Source organism: Solwaraspora sp. WMMB335, from assembly GCF_049179075.1.
In the GTDB taxonomy this organism is placed as follows: Bacteria; Actinomycetota; Actinomycetes; order Mycobacteriales; family Micromonosporaceae; genus Micromonospora_E.
Window position 1 is genome coordinate 2208049 of the sequence record NZ_JBMHMF010000001.1, and the last position, 15403, is coordinate 2223451.

The 15403-nt window shown below is 71.5% G+C and carries 15 protein-coding genes; 3 read left to right on the forward strand and 12 right to left on the reverse strand.

From position 1 onward, the window contains the following. Positions 1–17: 17 nt before the first annotated feature. From ACN27F_RS09250 to ACN27F_RS09290, 9 genes are all read right to left on the reverse strand, one after another. Complete coding sequence (locus ACN27F_RS09250; protein WP_421432424.1) at positions 18–2147, reverse strand: putative bifunctional diguanylate cyclase/phosphodiesterase; 2130 nt, start codon at positions 2145–2147, stop codon at positions 18–20. Between the two features lie 205 nt (positions 2148–2352). Beyond that, positions 2353–4494 (reverse strand): NAD-dependent DNA ligase LigA, encoded by a 2142-nt coding sequence (ligA, locus tag ACN27F_RS09255; protein WP_421432427.1) that lies wholly within the window; start codon positions 4492–4494, stop codon positions 2353–2355. Positions 4495–4564: 70 nt separating this feature from the next. Next, the gene (locus ACN27F_RS09260) at positions 4565–4726 is read right to left on the reverse strand and encodes a hypothetical protein (protein ID WP_421432430.1); all 162 of its coding nucleotides are present in this window, start codon (positions 4724–4726) and stop codon (positions 4565–4567) included. Positions 4727–4789: 63 nt separating this feature from the next. Continuing rightward, positions 4790–5821 carry a methionine synthase gene (locus tag ACN27F_RS09265; RefSeq protein WP_421432432.1) on the reverse strand — a complete coding sequence of 344 codons (1032 nt, stop codon included), beginning with the start codon at positions 5819–5821 and terminating at the stop codon, positions 4790–4792. 52 nt (positions 5822–5873) lie between these two features. Continuing rightward, on the reverse strand, positions 5874–6944 hold the full coding sequence (gene mnmA / locus ACN27F_RS09270) for a tRNA 2-thiouridine(34) synthase MnmA (RefSeq protein WP_421432435.1): 1071 nt from the start codon (positions 6942–6944) through the stop codon (positions 5874–5876). A gap of 72 nt (positions 6945–7016) precedes the next feature. Continuing rightward, positions 7017–8207, reverse strand: coding sequence for a cysteine desulfurase family protein (locus ACN27F_RS09275; RefSeq protein WP_421432438.1), 1191 nt, complete (start codon positions 8205–8207; stop codon positions 7017–7019). A 58-nt stretch (positions 8208–8265) separates the two neighbouring features. Further along, positions 8266–9228, reverse strand: coding sequence for an electron transfer flavoprotein subunit alpha/FixB family protein (locus ACN27F_RS09280; protein ID WP_421432440.1), 963 nt, complete (start codon positions 9226–9228; stop codon positions 8266–8268). Between the two features lie 14 nt (positions 9229–9242). Continuing rightward, entirely contained in the window at positions 9243–10022 is a 780-nt protein-coding gene (locus ACN27F_RS09285) for an electron transfer flavoprotein subunit beta/FixA family protein (protein WP_421432443.1), read from the reverse strand. Positions 10023–10226: 204 nt separating this feature from the next. Continuing rightward, complete coding sequence (locus ACN27F_RS09290; RefSeq protein ID WP_421432445.1) at positions 10227–10631, reverse strand: hypothetical protein; 405 nt, start codon at positions 10629–10631, stop codon at positions 10227–10229. A gap of 24 nt (positions 10632–10655) precedes the next feature. Here ACN27F_RS09290 and ACN27F_RS09295 point away from each other — a divergent pair, with 24 nt between their 5' ends. The 3 genes from ACN27F_RS09295 to ACN27F_RS09305 are packed head-to-tail and all read left to right on the forward strand — an operon-like array spanning position 10656 to position 11817. Beyond that, positions 10656–11054, forward strand: a complete 399-nt coding sequence (locus ACN27F_RS09295) for a YidH family protein (RefSeq protein ID WP_421432448.1) — start codon at positions 10656–10658, stop codon at positions 11052–11054. Then, on the forward strand, positions 11047–11364 hold the full coding sequence (locus tag ACN27F_RS09300) for a DUF202 domain-containing protein (protein WP_421432450.1): 318 nt from the start codon (positions 11047–11049) through the stop codon (positions 11362–11364). The genes ACN27F_RS09295 and ACN27F_RS09300 overlap by 8 nt, the downstream gene beginning before the upstream one ends. Before the next feature lie 36 nt (positions 11365–11400). Continuing rightward, the gene (locus tag ACN27F_RS09305; RefSeq protein WP_421432452.1) at positions 11401–11817 is read left to right on the forward strand and encodes a PLD nuclease N-terminal domain-containing protein; all 417 of its coding nucleotides are present in this window, start codon (positions 11401–11403) and stop codon (positions 11815–11817) included. Positions 11818–11819: 2 nt separating this feature from the next. Here the strand turns inward: ACN27F_RS09305 and ACN27F_RS09310 are convergent, their stop codons facing one another. The 3 genes from ACN27F_RS09310 to ACN27F_RS09320 form a co-directional block, all read right to left on the reverse strand. Beyond that, a complete protein-coding gene (locus tag ACN27F_RS09310; RefSeq protein WP_421432455.1) occupies positions 11820–12635 on the reverse strand; it encodes an ABC transporter permease in 816 nt (271 codons plus the stop codon). After that, positions 12632–13651 carry an ATP-binding cassette domain-containing protein gene (locus ACN27F_RS09315; protein WP_421432458.1) on the reverse strand — a complete coding sequence of 340 codons (1020 nt, stop codon included), beginning with the start codon at positions 13649–13651 and terminating at the stop codon, positions 12632–12634. Before ACN27F_RS09315 ends, ACN27F_RS09310 begins: the two co-directional genes overlap by 4 nt. A gap of 93 nt (positions 13652–13744) precedes the next feature. After that, a complete protein-coding gene (locus tag ACN27F_RS09320; protein WP_421432461.1) occupies positions 13745–15367 on the reverse strand; it encodes an acetolactate synthase in 1623 nt (540 codons plus the stop codon). Positions 15368–15403 lie beyond the last annotated feature (36 nt).

Below are 15403 nucleotides of genomic sequence, written 5' to 3' on the forward strand. Positions count from 1 at the left end.
CGCCGGACCCGACGAGTCTATTTCTCCGCGGGGTCGGGTGGCTCACTGGGCCGCTCCGACAGGGCCGGGGAGATCGGACGGTAGCGCGCCAACCAGCTGATGAAGTCGTCGGCCGGCATCGGCCGGGCGAAGAACCAGCCCTGGGCGACATGGCAGCCCAGGTCGTGCAGTCGTCGCCAGGAGGCCTCGTCCTCGACGCCTTCGGCGACCACCCGCAGCCCGAGCGCCCGGGCCAGCTCGATCACCGACTGGACGATCGCCGCGTCGTCGCTGTCGGCGGACATCCCGAGGACGAACGAACGGTCCACCTTCACCTCGGACAGCGGCAGCCGGCGCAGATGCTGCATGGAGGAGTATCCGGTGCCGAAGTCGTCGAGCGCGATCGCCACCCCGATGGCGTCCAGCCGCGAGATGGTGGCCAGCACCCGGCGCGGATCGGCCATCAGCGCGCCTTCGGTGATTTCCAGCTGGAGCCGGTCGGCGGGCAGATTGTGTCGGTTCAGCCGGTCGGCGATCTGGTCGGCGATCTCCCCGGTGTGCAGGTCGCGGACGCTCACGTTGACCGCGGCGCGAACCTTGATCCCGGTCGCCGCCCACTTGGCGAGCTGCTCGACGACATCGTCGACCACCCGGCGGGTGAGCAGGCGCATCACCGCGCTCTGCTCGGCCACCTTGATCAGTTCCTCGGGGTCGACCATGCCGCGACGCGGGTGCCGCCAGCGCAGCAGGGCCTCGACGCCGACCACGTCGCCGCTGGCGATCTCGATCTGCGGTTGGTAGTACATGGTGATCTCGCCGACCTCGTCGGCGTCGCCGCCCGGGTCGGCGGCGTGTGCCCCGTTGACGTCGAGCACCCGGCGCAGATCGGCGAGCAGGCTGAGCCGTTCGGGCGAGTTGTGGTCGGATTCGGCGGCGTAGACGGCGGTGCCGTCGCCGGTGTCCTTGGCGTCGTACATGGCCACGTCGGCGTGCTGCAGCAGGGTGGCGAAGTCTTCCCCGTGCTCGGGGAACAGCGCGATGCCGACCGATCCGCCCACGTCGAGCGGTAGCCCGTCCAGGGCCACCGGCTCGGCCAGCGCGGTGACCACCTCCTCGGCGAGGTCGCGAGCCTCGGCCGCGCCGGTGACCCGGGTGGCGAGGATGGCGAACTCGTCGCCGCCGAGACGCACGACGAGGTCCTGCGGTCGGACCACCATGGCCAGCCGTGCCCCGACCGCCACCAGCAGCCGGTCGCCGACCAGGTGCCCGAGCGCGTCGTTGACCCGTTTGAAGCGGTCCAGGTCGAGCAGCAGCAGGGCCATCCGCCCGTCCGGCGCACCACGGTGCAGCGCGTTGGCGTGCACCGGCACCTGGTCGGCGATCTCGGTGATCAACGCCTTGCGGTTGGCCAGCCCGGTCAGCGGATCGAGCCGGGCCGACCGTTCCTGTTCGCTGGCCAGCCACGCCATCCGGTAGACGGCGTAGATCGGCACCAGCACCAGTGGGATCAGCGCCGGATCGGCCTGTGCGGCGACGGCCAGCACCGGTCCCAGCAGCAGCAGTGATCCGGTGGAGAGCAGTTCGAAGCCGAGGCCGCGCCGGGCCGCCCGCCACCACCGGCCGCCGGAACGCAGCCGGATCGCCAGGGTGACCGTGGTGTAGTTGACCGCGGACCAGGCGGCCGCCGCAGCCACCGCCACCGCGACGTCACGCGGTCGCGGGCCGTCGCCACCGGCGAAGGCACCGGGCCCGGCCAGGGCGGCGACCGCGTCGGCGGCGGCCAGCGCCAGCGCGTACTGGGAGCTGTTGAACACCGCCCGCCACGGCACATGGCCGGCCCGCCAGGCGAAGACCGCGACCGCCACCGCCTGCACGGCGACCGCCGGGCCGAGCCCCCAGACGAGCACGATCGCGAAGGTGAAGCAAACCGACGGGAAGACCTCGGAGCGGCGGCGGCTCCCGGGCGGGGTGAACGGTCGGGCGTCCCCCACCACAGCCAGCAGGGCCATCATCCAGAACGCCGCCGGCAGCTGCGGCACCTGGGCGGGCAGGTCCCGCAGCGGTACGGCGCAGACCGTCATCGCCGCCGCGGTGACGGCACCGACGAACCCGAAGAACAGCGGCGCGCGCTGCGGGGGAACGGAGTTCCGCAATGCCGCGGCCTCCATGGGCCCTCCCGTCGCGATCCCGTGGCACCTGCCGGCCCGCCGCCGGGCATTCCCGCCGACGAACTACACCTTAAAGACGGCCGGCCGGCGGGTCAGGACCAAAGCGCGGTCGTGATTGATTTGAGACGCGGACGAGAACCGGTCGGGGTTCGGTTCGCGACGGTCGCACAGTCAATGGCGTCCGCGAATTGCTGGCCGCAAGCCCTCATTCGCCGGCCGGGTCATGTCCCGGCGCGGTCTGCGCGAGCGCCTGCGCCGCTGCCACCCCGTCGGTGAGCAGTACGCCGAAACCCTCCTCGTCGAGGACCGGCACCCGCAGCGACAGCGCCTTGTCGTATTTCGACCCCGGGTTCTCCCCGACGACGACGAATCCGGTCTTCTTCGACACGGACCCGCTCACCTTGCCGCCCCGGGACTGTACCGCTTCCGCCGCCTCGTCGCGGGAGTATCCGGCGAGCGACCCGGTGACCACCACGGTGATCCCGGTGAGCGGGCGCGGCGCGTCGTCCACACCGGCCTGCTCGGCCATCCGCACCCCGGCGGCACGCCAGCGCTGGATCACCTCGTGCGCGTACGGGGAGGCGAACCAGTCGGCGAGTGCCGCCGCGATCACCGGGCCCACACCGTCGACGTCCACCAGCTGCTCCTGCCCGGCGGTGGCGATGGCGTCGATCGACCGGAATTCTCTGGCCAGCGCCTGGGCGGCGACCGGGCCGACGTGGCGGATGGAGAAGGCGACGATGATTCGCCACAACGGGCGTTGCTTGGCCTCGTCGAGATTGGCCAGCAGTTTCTTGGCGTTCTCGCTCAGCTCGCCATCCTGGTTACGGAAGAACTCGACCGCGGCCAACCGGTCCGCGTCGAGATGGAAAAGATCACCAATGTTTCGTACGGCACCGGAATCGACGAGCGCGATCGCCGAACGCTCGCCGAGCGCCTCGATGTCAAGGACGCCACGGCTGGCGATGTACTCGAGTTTGCGGGTCAACTGGGCCGGGCAGTCGAGATTCGGGCAGCGGATGTCGGCGTCGCCCTCCTTTTCGTAGCGCAGCTCGGAGCCGCACTCCGGGCAGTGTGCCGGCATCACGAACTCGTGCTCGTCGCCGGTGCGCAGATCGACCACCGGGCTGACCACCTCGGGAATCACGTCGCCCGCCTTGCGGATCACCACCATGTCGCCGATCAGCACCCCCTTGCGGACCACCTCGCCGGCGTTGTGCAAGGTGGCGAAGCCGACCGTCGAGCCGGCGACCTTGACCGGTTCGAGTACGGCGTACGGAGTGACCCGGCCGGTCCGCCCGACGTTGACCCTGATGTCGAGCAGCCGGGTGTTGACCTCCTCCGGCGGGTACTTGTACGCGATCGCCCACCGGGGTGCGCGGCTGGTGGAACCCAATCTGCGCTGGACGGCCACCTCGTCGACCTTGACGACCACGCCGTCGATCTCGTGCTCGACCTCGTGCCGGCGGGTGGCGAACCGGGTGATGAACGCACGCACCCCGGCCAGGTCGGCGACCACCTCCCACCGCTGGCTGATCGGCAACCCCCAGGCCGCCAACTGCTGGTAGGCGGCGGACTGGCGGACCGGCTCGAAGCCCCGGCGGGCGCCGATACCGTGCACCACCATGCGCAGCCCGCGCCCGGCGGTGATCCGGGGATCCTTCTGCCGCAGCGAGCCAGCGGCGGCGTTGCGCGCATTGGCGAACGGGGCCTTGTCCTGCGCGACGAGGCTGGCGTTGAGCTCCTCGAACGCCGACACCGGAAAGTAGATCTCGCCACGGATCTCCAGCAGGTCGGGTGCCTCGCCGGTGAGACGCTCGGGGATCTGCCGGATGGTGCGCACGTTGGGGGTGATGTCCTCGCCGACCCGCCCGTCGCCACGGGTCGCCGCGCGCACCAGCGCTCCCTGCTCATAGGTGAGGTTGATCGCCAGGCCGTCGACCTTGAGCTCGCACAGGTAGGTGACCGGGCCGCCGGCGTCACGCTCGACCCGCTCCGCCCAGGCGGCGAGTTCGTCGTCGTCGAACGCGTTGTCCAGGCTCATCATCCGCTCGGCGTGCGAGACCGGGGCGAACTGGGTGGCGTAGGCGTAGCCGACCCGCTGGGTCGGCGAGTCCGGGGTGCGCAGTGCCGGATACCGCTGCTCGAGCGAGGTCAGCTCACGGATCAGCTGGTCGTACTGCCCGTCTGAGATCTCCGGCGAGTCGAGGACGTGGTAGCGGAACTGGTGGCGGTCGATCTCCTCGGCCAGGGTGGCGTGGCGTTCCCGGGCGCACGCGTCTGGCTCCTCCCCGGCCTGCGCCTCCTGGGCGGCGCTGACCTGCTGCGGGACGGCTTCCTCGGACACCGGCTGACCTCCGTGTTCGGATCTACCTCAGCACGGTATCGGTCAGCACCGACATTGAGGTACGGGCGGCTCAGCCTGCCCGGTCCGTGCCCTGCACCAGGCTGAACACCGCCACGCCGGCGCACCACAGGAAGCACAGCACCAGCACCGCCACCACCATCGCGACGACCAGCCCGCGATACATTGACCACCAGCCACGCCGTTGCGACGCCGGATCACCGTCGAAGCCCATCACCGGCCACGGTAGCCGCTGCCCGCCCCCGCTGCCCGCCGATCGTGCCCGGCCGGCGGTCGGCTACTGCTCGGCGAGTCGGCGGCCGGCGTCGCGACAGGCGGCGAGCGCGGACCGGGCGTACTGTCCAGAGGCACCGGCCAGGCCGCACGCCGGGGTCACCACGACCTGTGCGGCGGCCTGCTCCGCCGGGAAGCCGAGCTTCGACCAGAGGGTACGGATCCGCCCGGCCGCCGCCGCTGATGTCGGCGTGGCCGCTGATGTCGACATGGCCGCTGATGTCGGCGTGGCCGCCACCGCGCCGGCGAACAGGCCCAACCCGGCGTCGATCGCCTCGCCGAGCGGGTCGAGCTCGGCCAGCAGACTCAGGTCGACGGCGACCGCGACCGCGCCCGCCTGGCGGATCAGGCCCAGCGGTACGTCCGGCGCGCAGCAGTGCACCACCACCGGCACCGCCACCCCGGTGATCACCTCGGCGAGCAGGTCGCGCACGGTAGCGGTCTCGACGGCACGGTAGGTGTGCAGTCCGCTGTCGGTGGCCAGGGTGCCGGCGAGTACGGCGGGCAGCGACGGCTCGTCGAGCTGCAGCAGCAGCCGTGCGCCGGGTACCCGTCGGCTCACCTCGGCGACGTGCGCCCGCAGGCCCTCGGTGAGCGAGGCCGCCAGGTCGCGTACCGCACCGTGGTCGCGGATCAGCCGGCCGCCGAGACCGACGTCGAGGTTGGCGGCAAGGGTCCAGACGCCGGCCGACTGCACCTTCAGCGCCCCGGTGTACCCCTCGGCCTGCTCGGTCAGCTGGTCGAGATCGCGGTCGGCGAGGTCGAGCGCGCGGCGCAGGTCCCGCCCGGGGCGGTCGGCCACCCGCCAGCGGCCGGCGTACAACTCGACCGGCAGGTCGACGAGGAAAGCCGCGCTGCGGCCGACGATCTCCGCGCCCGGACCGCGCTGCGGCAGTTCGGCCAGGTGCGGCAGGGCCGGCAACTCGCCGAACACGATCCGCTGCGCCTCGGCGATGTCGGTGCCGGGCAGCGAGCCGATGCCGGTGGCGGCACCGGGCGGCCACGGCCACGATCGGTCCTGCGATGCGTCGGTCACGTCCGCGGACTCTACCGCCCGGCTCTTTCGTCCACGGATCTCGCCGGGGTGGTCAGGTGATGGTGGCGCAGCCGAGCACGATGTCGCCATCCGGATCCGGACGGTACGCGACCATCGCCTGCCCGGCGGCCACACCACGCAGCGGCTGGCGCAGCTCGGCGTGTATCCCGACGGCGGTCGCCTCGATCACCGCGGGCACCACCGAGCCGTGCGCCCGCACCTGGAGCATCGCCTCCACCGCCCCGTCCGGCGGTGCCCCACCGGTCCACACCGGTCGTACGCCGTCGACGGCGGTCACGTCGAGCGCCTCGGCCGGGCCGACGGTGACCGTGTTGGTGGCCGGTGTGATCGACAGCACGTAGCGGGGACGTCCGTCCGGGGCGGGCACACCGAGCCGCAGGCCACGGCGCTGGCCGACGGTGAATCCGTACGCTCCGGCATGGCTGCCCACCACCGCACCGGTGCTCGCGTCGACCACGTCACCGGGCGCGTCGCCGAGCCGCTGCGACAGGAACCGGCGGGTGTCGCCGTCGGCGATGAAACAGATGTCGTGCGAGTCGGGCTTGTCGGCCACCGCCAGCCCACGCCGCGCCGCCTCGGCCCGCACCTGCGCCTTGGTGGAATCGCCCAGCGGGAAGATCGCCCGGTCCAGCTGCGCCCGGGTCAGCACCGCGAGCACGTACGACTGGTCCTTGGCCAGATCCACGCTGCGCCGCAGCAGGCCGTCCGGGTCGAGCCGGGCGTGGTGCCCGGTGACCACGGCGTCGAACCCGAGCGCGACCGCCCGGTCCAGCACCGCCGCAAACTTGATCTTCTCATTGCAGCGCAGGCAGGGATTGGGGGTGCGTCCGGCGGCGTACTCGTCGACGAAGTCGTCGACCACGTCGGCGTGGAACCGCTCGGCCATGTCCCAGACGTAGAACGGGATGCCGATCACGTCGGCGGCCCGCCGCGCGTCGCGGGCGTCCTCGACCGTGCAGCAGCCGCGGGCACCGGTGCGGTAGGTCCGCGGGTTGCGGGCCAGCGCCAGGTGCACACCGGTCACCTCGTGGCCGGCCGCCACCGCCCGGGCAGCAGCCACCGCCGAGTCGACCCCGCCGGACATCGCCGCCAGCACCCGCACCGCAACCCCTCCTGCCGCTTCGTCGCCTGCCGCCTGTCGCTCTTCGTCGACTGCTGTCGAGCCTAGCCCGGGTCAGCGGGCCCGGCCGGGACGGGCGCCACGGACCGCACCGGCCCGCTGCGCCCGCTCCACCGCTCCGGGCAGCGCCGTGACCAGAGCATCGACATCGGCCGGAGTCGAGTCGTGCCCGAGCGTGAAGCGCAGCGACGAACGGGCACGGTCGTCGTCGGCGGCCATCGCGAGCAGCACGTGTGACGGCTCGGCCACCCCGGCCGAGCAGGCGGATCCGGTCGAACAGGCGATGCCCTGCGCGTCCAGCAGCAGCAACAGGGCGTCGCCCTCGCACCCGGGGAAGGAGAAGTGTGCGTTGCTCGGCAGCCGGTCGGCCGGGTCGCCGTTGTAGATCGCGTCCGGCACCGCCTGGCGTACCCGCTCGGTCAGGTCGTCGCGCAGCGCGCCGATCCGCGCCGCGTGTTCGGCCTGGCGCTTCACCGCGACCTCGACGGCGACCGCGAACGCCGCGATGCCGGCGGTGTCGAGGGTGCCGGAGCGGATGTCGCGTTCCTGCCCGCCGCCGTGCAGCAGCGGGATGCACGGCACGTCGCGGCCGAGCAGCAGCGCACCGACACCTGCCGGTCCGCCGAGCTTGTGCCCGCTGACGCTGAGTGCGGCGGCACCGCTGGCCGCGAAATCGACCGGCACCTGCCCGACGGCCTGGATCGCGTCGGTGTGCATGGGCACGCCCGCCGCCGCAGCGGTCGCGGCGAACGCCACGACCGGCTGGAGCGTGCCGACCTCGTTGTTGGCCCACATCACGGTTGCCAGGGCGATCTCGTCGGCCGCCGCGTCCAGCGCGGCCTGCAGCGACTCGGCGGCGACCCGACCCGAGGCGTCCACCGGCAGCCAGGTGATGTCGGCCTGCTCGTGCTCGACCAGCCAGTGCACCGCGTCGAGGACCGCGTGGTGCTCGATGGCGCTGGCCAGAATCCGCCGACGGGTGGGCGTCTCGGCGGCTCGCGCCCAGAAAATTCCCTTTACGGCCAGATTGTCACTCTCGGTGCCACCGGCCGTGAAGATCACCTCGGAGGGACGGGCGCCGAGCGCGGCGGCGACCCGTTCACGGGCCTCTTCGACGGTACGCCGGGCCGCCCGCCCGGCCGCATGCAGCGATGACGCGTTGCCGACCTGACGGGCGGTGGCGAGGTACACCTCCACCGCCTCGTCGAGCATCGGTGTGGTAGCAGCGTGATCCAGATAGGCCATCACCATCAAGCCTATCGGCCTGGCCAGGAAACCAGGCCAGCGCACGGGTGCGGCTGGCTCACTTGCGCCTGCGGACCTCCTCGACCGCCTGTGGCACCACCTTGAACAGATCGCCGACGACACCGAAGTCGGCGAGCTCGAAGATCGGGGCCTCACCGTCCTTGTTCACCGCGACGATCGTCTTGGAGGTCTGCATGCCGGCCCGGTGCTGGATCGCCCCGGAGATGCCCAGGGCGACGTACAGCTGCGGGGAGACGGTCTTGCCGGTCTGCCCGACCTGGAACTGGTGCGGGTAGAACCCGGAGTCGACCGCGGCCCGGGAGGCGCCGACGGCACCGCCGAGCAGGTCGGCGAGCTCCTCGACGAGCTTGAAGTTGTCGCCGCTGCCGACACCCCGGCCGCCCGAGACGACCACCGACGCCTCGGTGAGCTCGGGCCGGGAGCCGGACTGCTCGGTGACCCGTCGCACCACCCTGGCGAGCTTGTCGGCCTCGGTCGTTTGCACCTGGAGCTGCTCCACCTGGGGCTCGGTCGGCGCCGGCTCGGGCGACACGGAGTTGGGCCGCAGGGTCACCAACGGCAGGCCCCGGGTGACCCGGGAGGTCACGACGGTGGAACCGGCGAAGGCGACCTGGGTCGCGGTGCCGTCGGCGGCAAGGTCGACCACGTCGGTCAGCAGGCCGTTGTCCAGCCGTACGGCGAGCCGTCCGGCGATTTCCTTGCCTTCCTGGGAGGAGGCGAGCAGGACGGCGGCCGGCTGCACCCGGCCGATCAACTCGGTCAGCACGGTCACCTTCGGGGCGACCAGGTAACCGTCGATGTCGTCGCTTTCCGCGGCGTACACCTTGCCGGCGCCGTACTCACCGAGCTTGCCGGTCATCGCGGCGGCCGCGCCGGGAGCGCCGAGCACCACCGCGGACACCTCGCCGCCCAGCCTGCGGGCCAGGGTCAGCGACTCCAAGGTGACCTTCTTGACCTCGAACTCGCCGGTAGCCTCGACGACAACGAGAACTTCGGACATCACACCCACCCCGCTCACACGAACTTCTCGGACGACAGGAACTGGACCAGCTGCGTGCCGCCGTCGCCGCCGTCGACGACCTTCACCCCGGCCGAGCGCGGCGGACGCCTGCGGTGCTCGAGCACCCCGCTGGTCGCGCCGCCGAACCCGACGTCAGCCGGGGCCACCCCCAGGTCGGCCAGGGACAGCGTCCGCACCGGCTTCTTCTTGGCGGCCATGATGCCCTTGAACGAGGGGTAGCGGGGCTCGTTGATGGTGTCCCAGACCGACACCACCGCTGGCGTGGCGGCGGTCACCACCTCGTACCCTTCCTCGTTCTGCCGCTCCACGGTCAGGGTGGTGCCGTCCACGGTGAGTTTGCGGGCACCGGTGAGGGCCGCGATGCCGAGCCGCTCGGCGAGCATGTGCGGCATGACCTGCACCCGTCCGTCGGTGGATTCGGCGCCACAGAGAACGAGGTCGGCGTCGAGGCTTCGCAGGGCCGCGGCGAGCACTTTGGAGGTCGCGACCGCGCAGGAACCGCGCAGCGCGTCGTCGACGACATGTACCGCTTTGTCGGGCCCCATCGACATGGCCTTGCGGATCGACTCCGCCGCCTGCTCCGGCCCCATGGTGAGCACGGTCACCTCGCCGCCGTGGGCCTCGCGCAGCCGTAGCGCCTCCTCGATCGCGTACTCGTCCATCTCATTGATCACGTTGTTGGCCGACCCCCGGTCGACGGTGCTGTCGTCACCGCGCAGGGCACGCTCCGCGCCGGAGTCGGGCACCTGCTTGACGAGTACGACGATGTTCATCGCGCTTCGACGACCCTCCTGTTGTGGTGCTGCTTCCCGCCCTCGGCGCAGCCTCTCGCCACCTTAACGATCGGTCAACCGAGCGGCGGTGTGGGATCTCCCACCCGCAATGTTACCCGCCAGTAGGCAAGGGTCAAACGGCACCGCGCCGCAGGTCGGACGACCCGGGCCAGGCAGCCTGACACGGTGCCGTGATCGTCGCGGTCAGGAGGGCGTGGCCAGTGCCTGCCTGATCTTGTCGACCATCGTCGCCTCCGCCGGATCGACACCGGAGGCCGCCTGCGCCACCCGGTCCGCGGCGTCGATCACGGTAGACCGGTAGGGCTCCAGCTCCTGTGGAGCCTTGGCGGTGAGAATCGCCACCGATTCACGCAGCGCCGGCAGTACGAGCCGCTCGACCTCCGCCGGCGTGTCCCGGGGCAGCCTGGGCAGATCGCCGGTGGCCAGCACTTCTCTGACCAGCCCGGTCGCCCCGGCAAACGCACCAGAGGCGGCGAAACTCTCCTTGACCATCCCAAAGACCCCGGGATCGGCGTTCGACACCAGATAAACGGCACCGAACGCCGCCGTCTTCAAGGTGCTGCGCTCGTCGTCGGTCAGCTCCGCCACAGGTGGTGAGTCTAGTCGTCGATAATGATCCGCGTGTGGAGAGCGCTGCGTCAGTGGTTCGACCCTCGCGAGCTGCGCCGGGTGGGTACCGCGCCGGACTACCGGTTCTCCCTGGCCAACGAGCGGACGTTCCTGGCCTGGATCCGCACCGCGCTGGCGCTGGTGGCGGGCGGGCTGGCCACCGCGCAGTTCCTGCCGCAACTGTCCGTGGCGCATCTACGCGAAGGCCTCGCGGTCGCGCTGCTGTTGCTGGGCGGCACGGTCGCGCTGCGGGCGGTGGACCACTGGGCCCGGACCGAACGGGCCATGCGGCTGGGCGTCGACCTGCCCGCCTCCCACTTCCCGGCGATCCTGGCGATCTGCGTCGGCACCGGCGCCGCCGTGCTCACCGTCGTGGTCATCGTCGAGGCCGCCAGTGGCTGACCGGTCGGGCGGTCCGGCACCCGACCCGGGACTGCAGCCGGAGCGCACCCAGCTCGCCTGGCGCCGCTCGGCGCTCGCGCTGACCCTGGTGGTCGTGCTGACCACCCGGCTGGCCATCGAGCGCGGCGGCGGCGCCATGGTCATCGGTCTGCTGGCCATACTCGGTTGGGCGGCCGCGGTCGCCTACGCGTACCGCCGCACTCGGGGGCCGCACCGGCCGGCAGCCGGACAGATCGGCCACGAGGTGCCGCTGCTCGGTCTGCTCACCGCGGGGTACGCGGTACTCGGAGTGATCCTGATCCTGCACTGACTAGGCTGAGCCGTTCCGGCGGGGCATCATTGCGGGATGGCCCGCGTGTTCATCTTGCTCTTCATGCTCCACGTCGTGCTCATGGCGGTGGCGCTGATCAGCTGCCTATCGGCGGAAAAAGGTGACGTCCGCGCCCTGCCACGGCTGCTCTGGGTGCCGGTCATCATCGTCATCCCGCTCCTCGGTCCGGCCGCCTGGTTCCTCAGCCGGCGCACCGCTCTGGGCAGCACGCCGCCGCTCGGCGGCCCGCAGCGACCCGCCGGAGCCACGCCCCAGACCAAACGCCCGGTCGCCCCTGACGACGACCCAGAGTTCCTGCGTGCTCTCGACGCCGAACAGTCCAAGCAGGACCGGGAGCTGTTCGAGCGGTGGGAGGAGGACCTGCGCCGCCGGGAGAAGGAGATTCGGCGGCGGGAGGCCGGGGACCGGGAGGACCACCGCCCCGAGCCGTAAGGTCACACCCGGCGCTTGAACCTGGCCAGGGCCAGCGGCGCGAAGATCAGGGCGATGCCGAGCGCCCACAGCAGGGAGTAGCCGACCGGGCCTGCCGCCGCGGCGCCGCTGAGCAGTCCGCGGATCGCGTCGGACAGGATGGTGACCGGGTTGACCTCGACCCAGGCCTGCAGCCAACCCGGCATCGTCTCGGCGGGTACGAAGGCGTTGCTGGTGAAGGTGAGCGGAAAGATCACCATGAAGCCGAAGATCTGCACCTTTTCCGGCTCGCTCACCATCACGCCGACCAGCACCGAGATCCATGACGCGGCCAGGGTGAAGGCCAGGATCAGCGCGAACGCGCCGAGCAGCCCGAACACGCCACCGGTGACACGGAAACCGAGGATCATCCCCACGCCCAGCAGCAACGCCACCGACCACGCCTGCTTGACGGTGTCGGCGAGGATACGGCCGGCCAACGGGGCCCACCGGGCGATCGGCAACGACCAGAGCCGGTCGAACACCCCTTTCGTCAGGTCGCTGTTGAGTCCGAATCCGGTGGTCATGGTGGTGAACAGGGCGTTCTGCACGATGATGCCGGGCAGTGCGAAGGTGAGGTACTCCCCGGGCGAGCCGGCGATCGCACCGCCGAAGACGTAGGTGAACAGCAGCACGAACATCAGTGGTTGGATACTGAGATCGAGCAGCTCCATCGGGTTGTGCTTGATCTGGACCAGGCTGCGCCAGGCAAGGGTGCCGGTGTGGCGCAGCCCGGCCACCGGGTTCACCCACTGCTGGCTGCCGGCCAGACCGGGATCGGTAGCGGTAGCGGCGGTCATGCTCGGGTACCTTCCATCGTTTCGGTCGGTTGCTGCCGTCCGGTCGGTCGCTGGCCGGTGCTGGTCGGCGGCCCCGATGCGCCCGGCTCGGCGGGATGCCCGGTCAGGGAGAGGAAGACCTCGTCCAGGCTCGAGCCGCGCAGTGCGAGCTCCCCGACCCGGACCCCGCGATCGTCAAGCCGGCGGACCACCGCTGGCAGCAACGCGGCGTCCGTGGTGCTCACCGTCACCGTGGTCTGAGCCAGAACGGGCTCGTGGCCGGCGAGCTCGCGCAGCGTCGCCAGCACGGTCGGCAGGTCCGCCGGGTCAGCCGGGCGCACCGCCAGCACCTGGGCCCCGGTTTTGGCCTTGAGCTGCTCAGGAGTGCCGCTGGCGATCACCCGCCCGTGGTCGACGACCGCCAACTCGTCGGCGAGTTGGTCGGCCTCTTCGAGATACTGGGTGGTGAGCAGCACGGTCACCCCACCGGCGACCAGCCCACGGATCAGCTCCCACAACTCGTTGCGGCTGCGTGGATCCAACCCGGTGGTCGGCTCGTCGAGAAACAGCACCGGCGGCCGGCCCACCAGGCTGGCGGCCAGATCGAGCCGGCGGCGCATGCCACCGGAGTAGGTCTTGGCCGCCCGGTCGGCGGCATCGGTGAGATGGAACTCACGCAGTAGTTGGCTCGCCCGGGCTCGGGCGTCCGGCCGGGACAGCCCGAGCAGCCGACCGATCATCAGTAGGTTCTCGCTGCCGGTGAGGGTCTCGTCCACCGACGCGTACTGCCCGGTCAGGCCGATCCGTTGGCGGACCTGATGGGCCTGCCGGACCACGTCGAACCCGTGCACCCGGGCCTGCCCGGCGTCCGGGCGCAGCAGCGTGGCCAGCACCCGTACCGCCGTTGTCTTGCCCGCGCCGTTGGGCCCGAGCAGCCCGAACACCGTCCCCGTGCGGACCGCGAGATCCACCCCGGCCAGCGCGGTGGTCGGACCGAACCGCTTGACCAGCCCGTCGGCCCAGATCGCGTGCGACATTCTCGCTCCTGTCGTTCGTTCGTGAGACCACGATGAACGACAGGGCTGACACTTCGCCAAGCATTTGCCAACACCGACGGCCGGGCGCGGACATCAGGCCAGGTTCGACGACCGTGGGTAGGCGTCGTCCGGGTCGGTCAAGACATTGACGAGGTAGGGCACCCCGGCATCGAACGCCCGTCGCAGCGCCGGACCGATGTCGCCGGCCTTGGTCACGGTCTCCCCGGCCCCACCCAGCGCGCTGACGATCTCGTCGTAGCGCAGCCCCGGCTGCAGGTCCGCGGCGACGTCGTAGCCGTACATCGCCCGCATCGGGTGCTTTTCCAGGCCCCAGATGCCGTTGTTGCCGACCACGATCACCACCGGCAACTTCTGCCGGGCCAGGGACTCCACGTCCATCAGCGAAAAGCCCGCGGCACCGTCGCCCATCAACACACAGATCTGCCGGTCGGGGTAGGTGATCCGGGCACCCATCGCGTAGCCCATGCCGGTGCCGAGACAACCGTACGGGCCCGGATCGAGCCAGCTGCCGGGTACCGCCGGCTCCAGGTAACGCCCGGCGTACGAGACGAAGTCACCACCGTCGCCGATGGTCACCGCGTCCGGTTCGAGCATGGCGCGCAGCTCGCCGTAGATCCGTGCGGGCCGGATCGGGTCGGTCTCGGCGGCCAGTTCGGCGGCGTCCCGGGCCCGGGCGGCGTCCTCGGCGGTCCGCAGATCGGCCAGCCACCCGGTGTGGTCGGTCCGATCGCCGCCGTGATCAGCCAACGCGGACAGGATCAGCCGCAGGTCACCGGCGGGCGAAACGGCCGGTTGTACGTGGCCCGCCCGTTGGCTCGGCGCGTCGACGATGTGCACCACCTGAGCCACGCCGAAGTCGCCGAACCCGAGCCGGAAGTCCAGCGGGGTGCCGATCACCACGATCACGTCGGCACCGCCGAGGGCGGCCCGGCGGGCCTTGGCGAAGGCGAGCGGGTGGCCGGGCGGCAGCGCGCCGCGACCCATGCCGTTGGTGAAGACCGGCACCTGCAACGCCTCGGCGGCCTCCCGCAGGGCCGGGACGGCGTCGGCGGCGTACACGTCGGAGCCGGCGATGATCACCGGCCGGTCCGCGCCGGCGATCAGCCGGGCGGCCCTGGTCACCTCGTCGGGATCGGGCTCGATCACCGGCACCGCGGCGGCCACCGGCGGATCGACCTCGGCGGTCGAGAAGATCACCTCCAGCGGCAGGTCGAGGAAGGCCGGGCCACGGTGCGGGGTGAGCGCGGCGGTCAGCGCGGCGCCGATGGCCGCGGGGACGTTCTCGGTCGCGCCGACGGTGGCGGCGTGCTTGGTGACCGGGGCGACCAGCGGCACGTGGTCGATCTCCTGCAGGCTGCCGGCGCCCCAGCGGAACGCCGGCGCCCGACCACCGAGCACCAGCACCGGCGCGGCGTTGAACAAGGCGCTGGTCAGGCCGGAGATACCGTTGGTCACGCCGGGCCCGGCGGTCAGCGCGGCCAGGCCGGGCCGGCGTTGCAACTTGGCAACCGCCTCGGCGGCGAAGACCGCGGTCTGCTCGTGACGTACGTCGTAGAGCGGGAATCCGGCGCTGTGCGCGGCGTCGTACAGCGGGAAGATGTGCCCGCCGGAGAGGGTGAACAGCTCCCGGACGCCGTACGCCCGCACGGTCGCCAGCGCCAGTGCGCCGCCGTGTCCCTCGATCTGCTCCGCCATCGCCGGGTTCCTCCCCTCGTGCGGGACGCCGTCCGC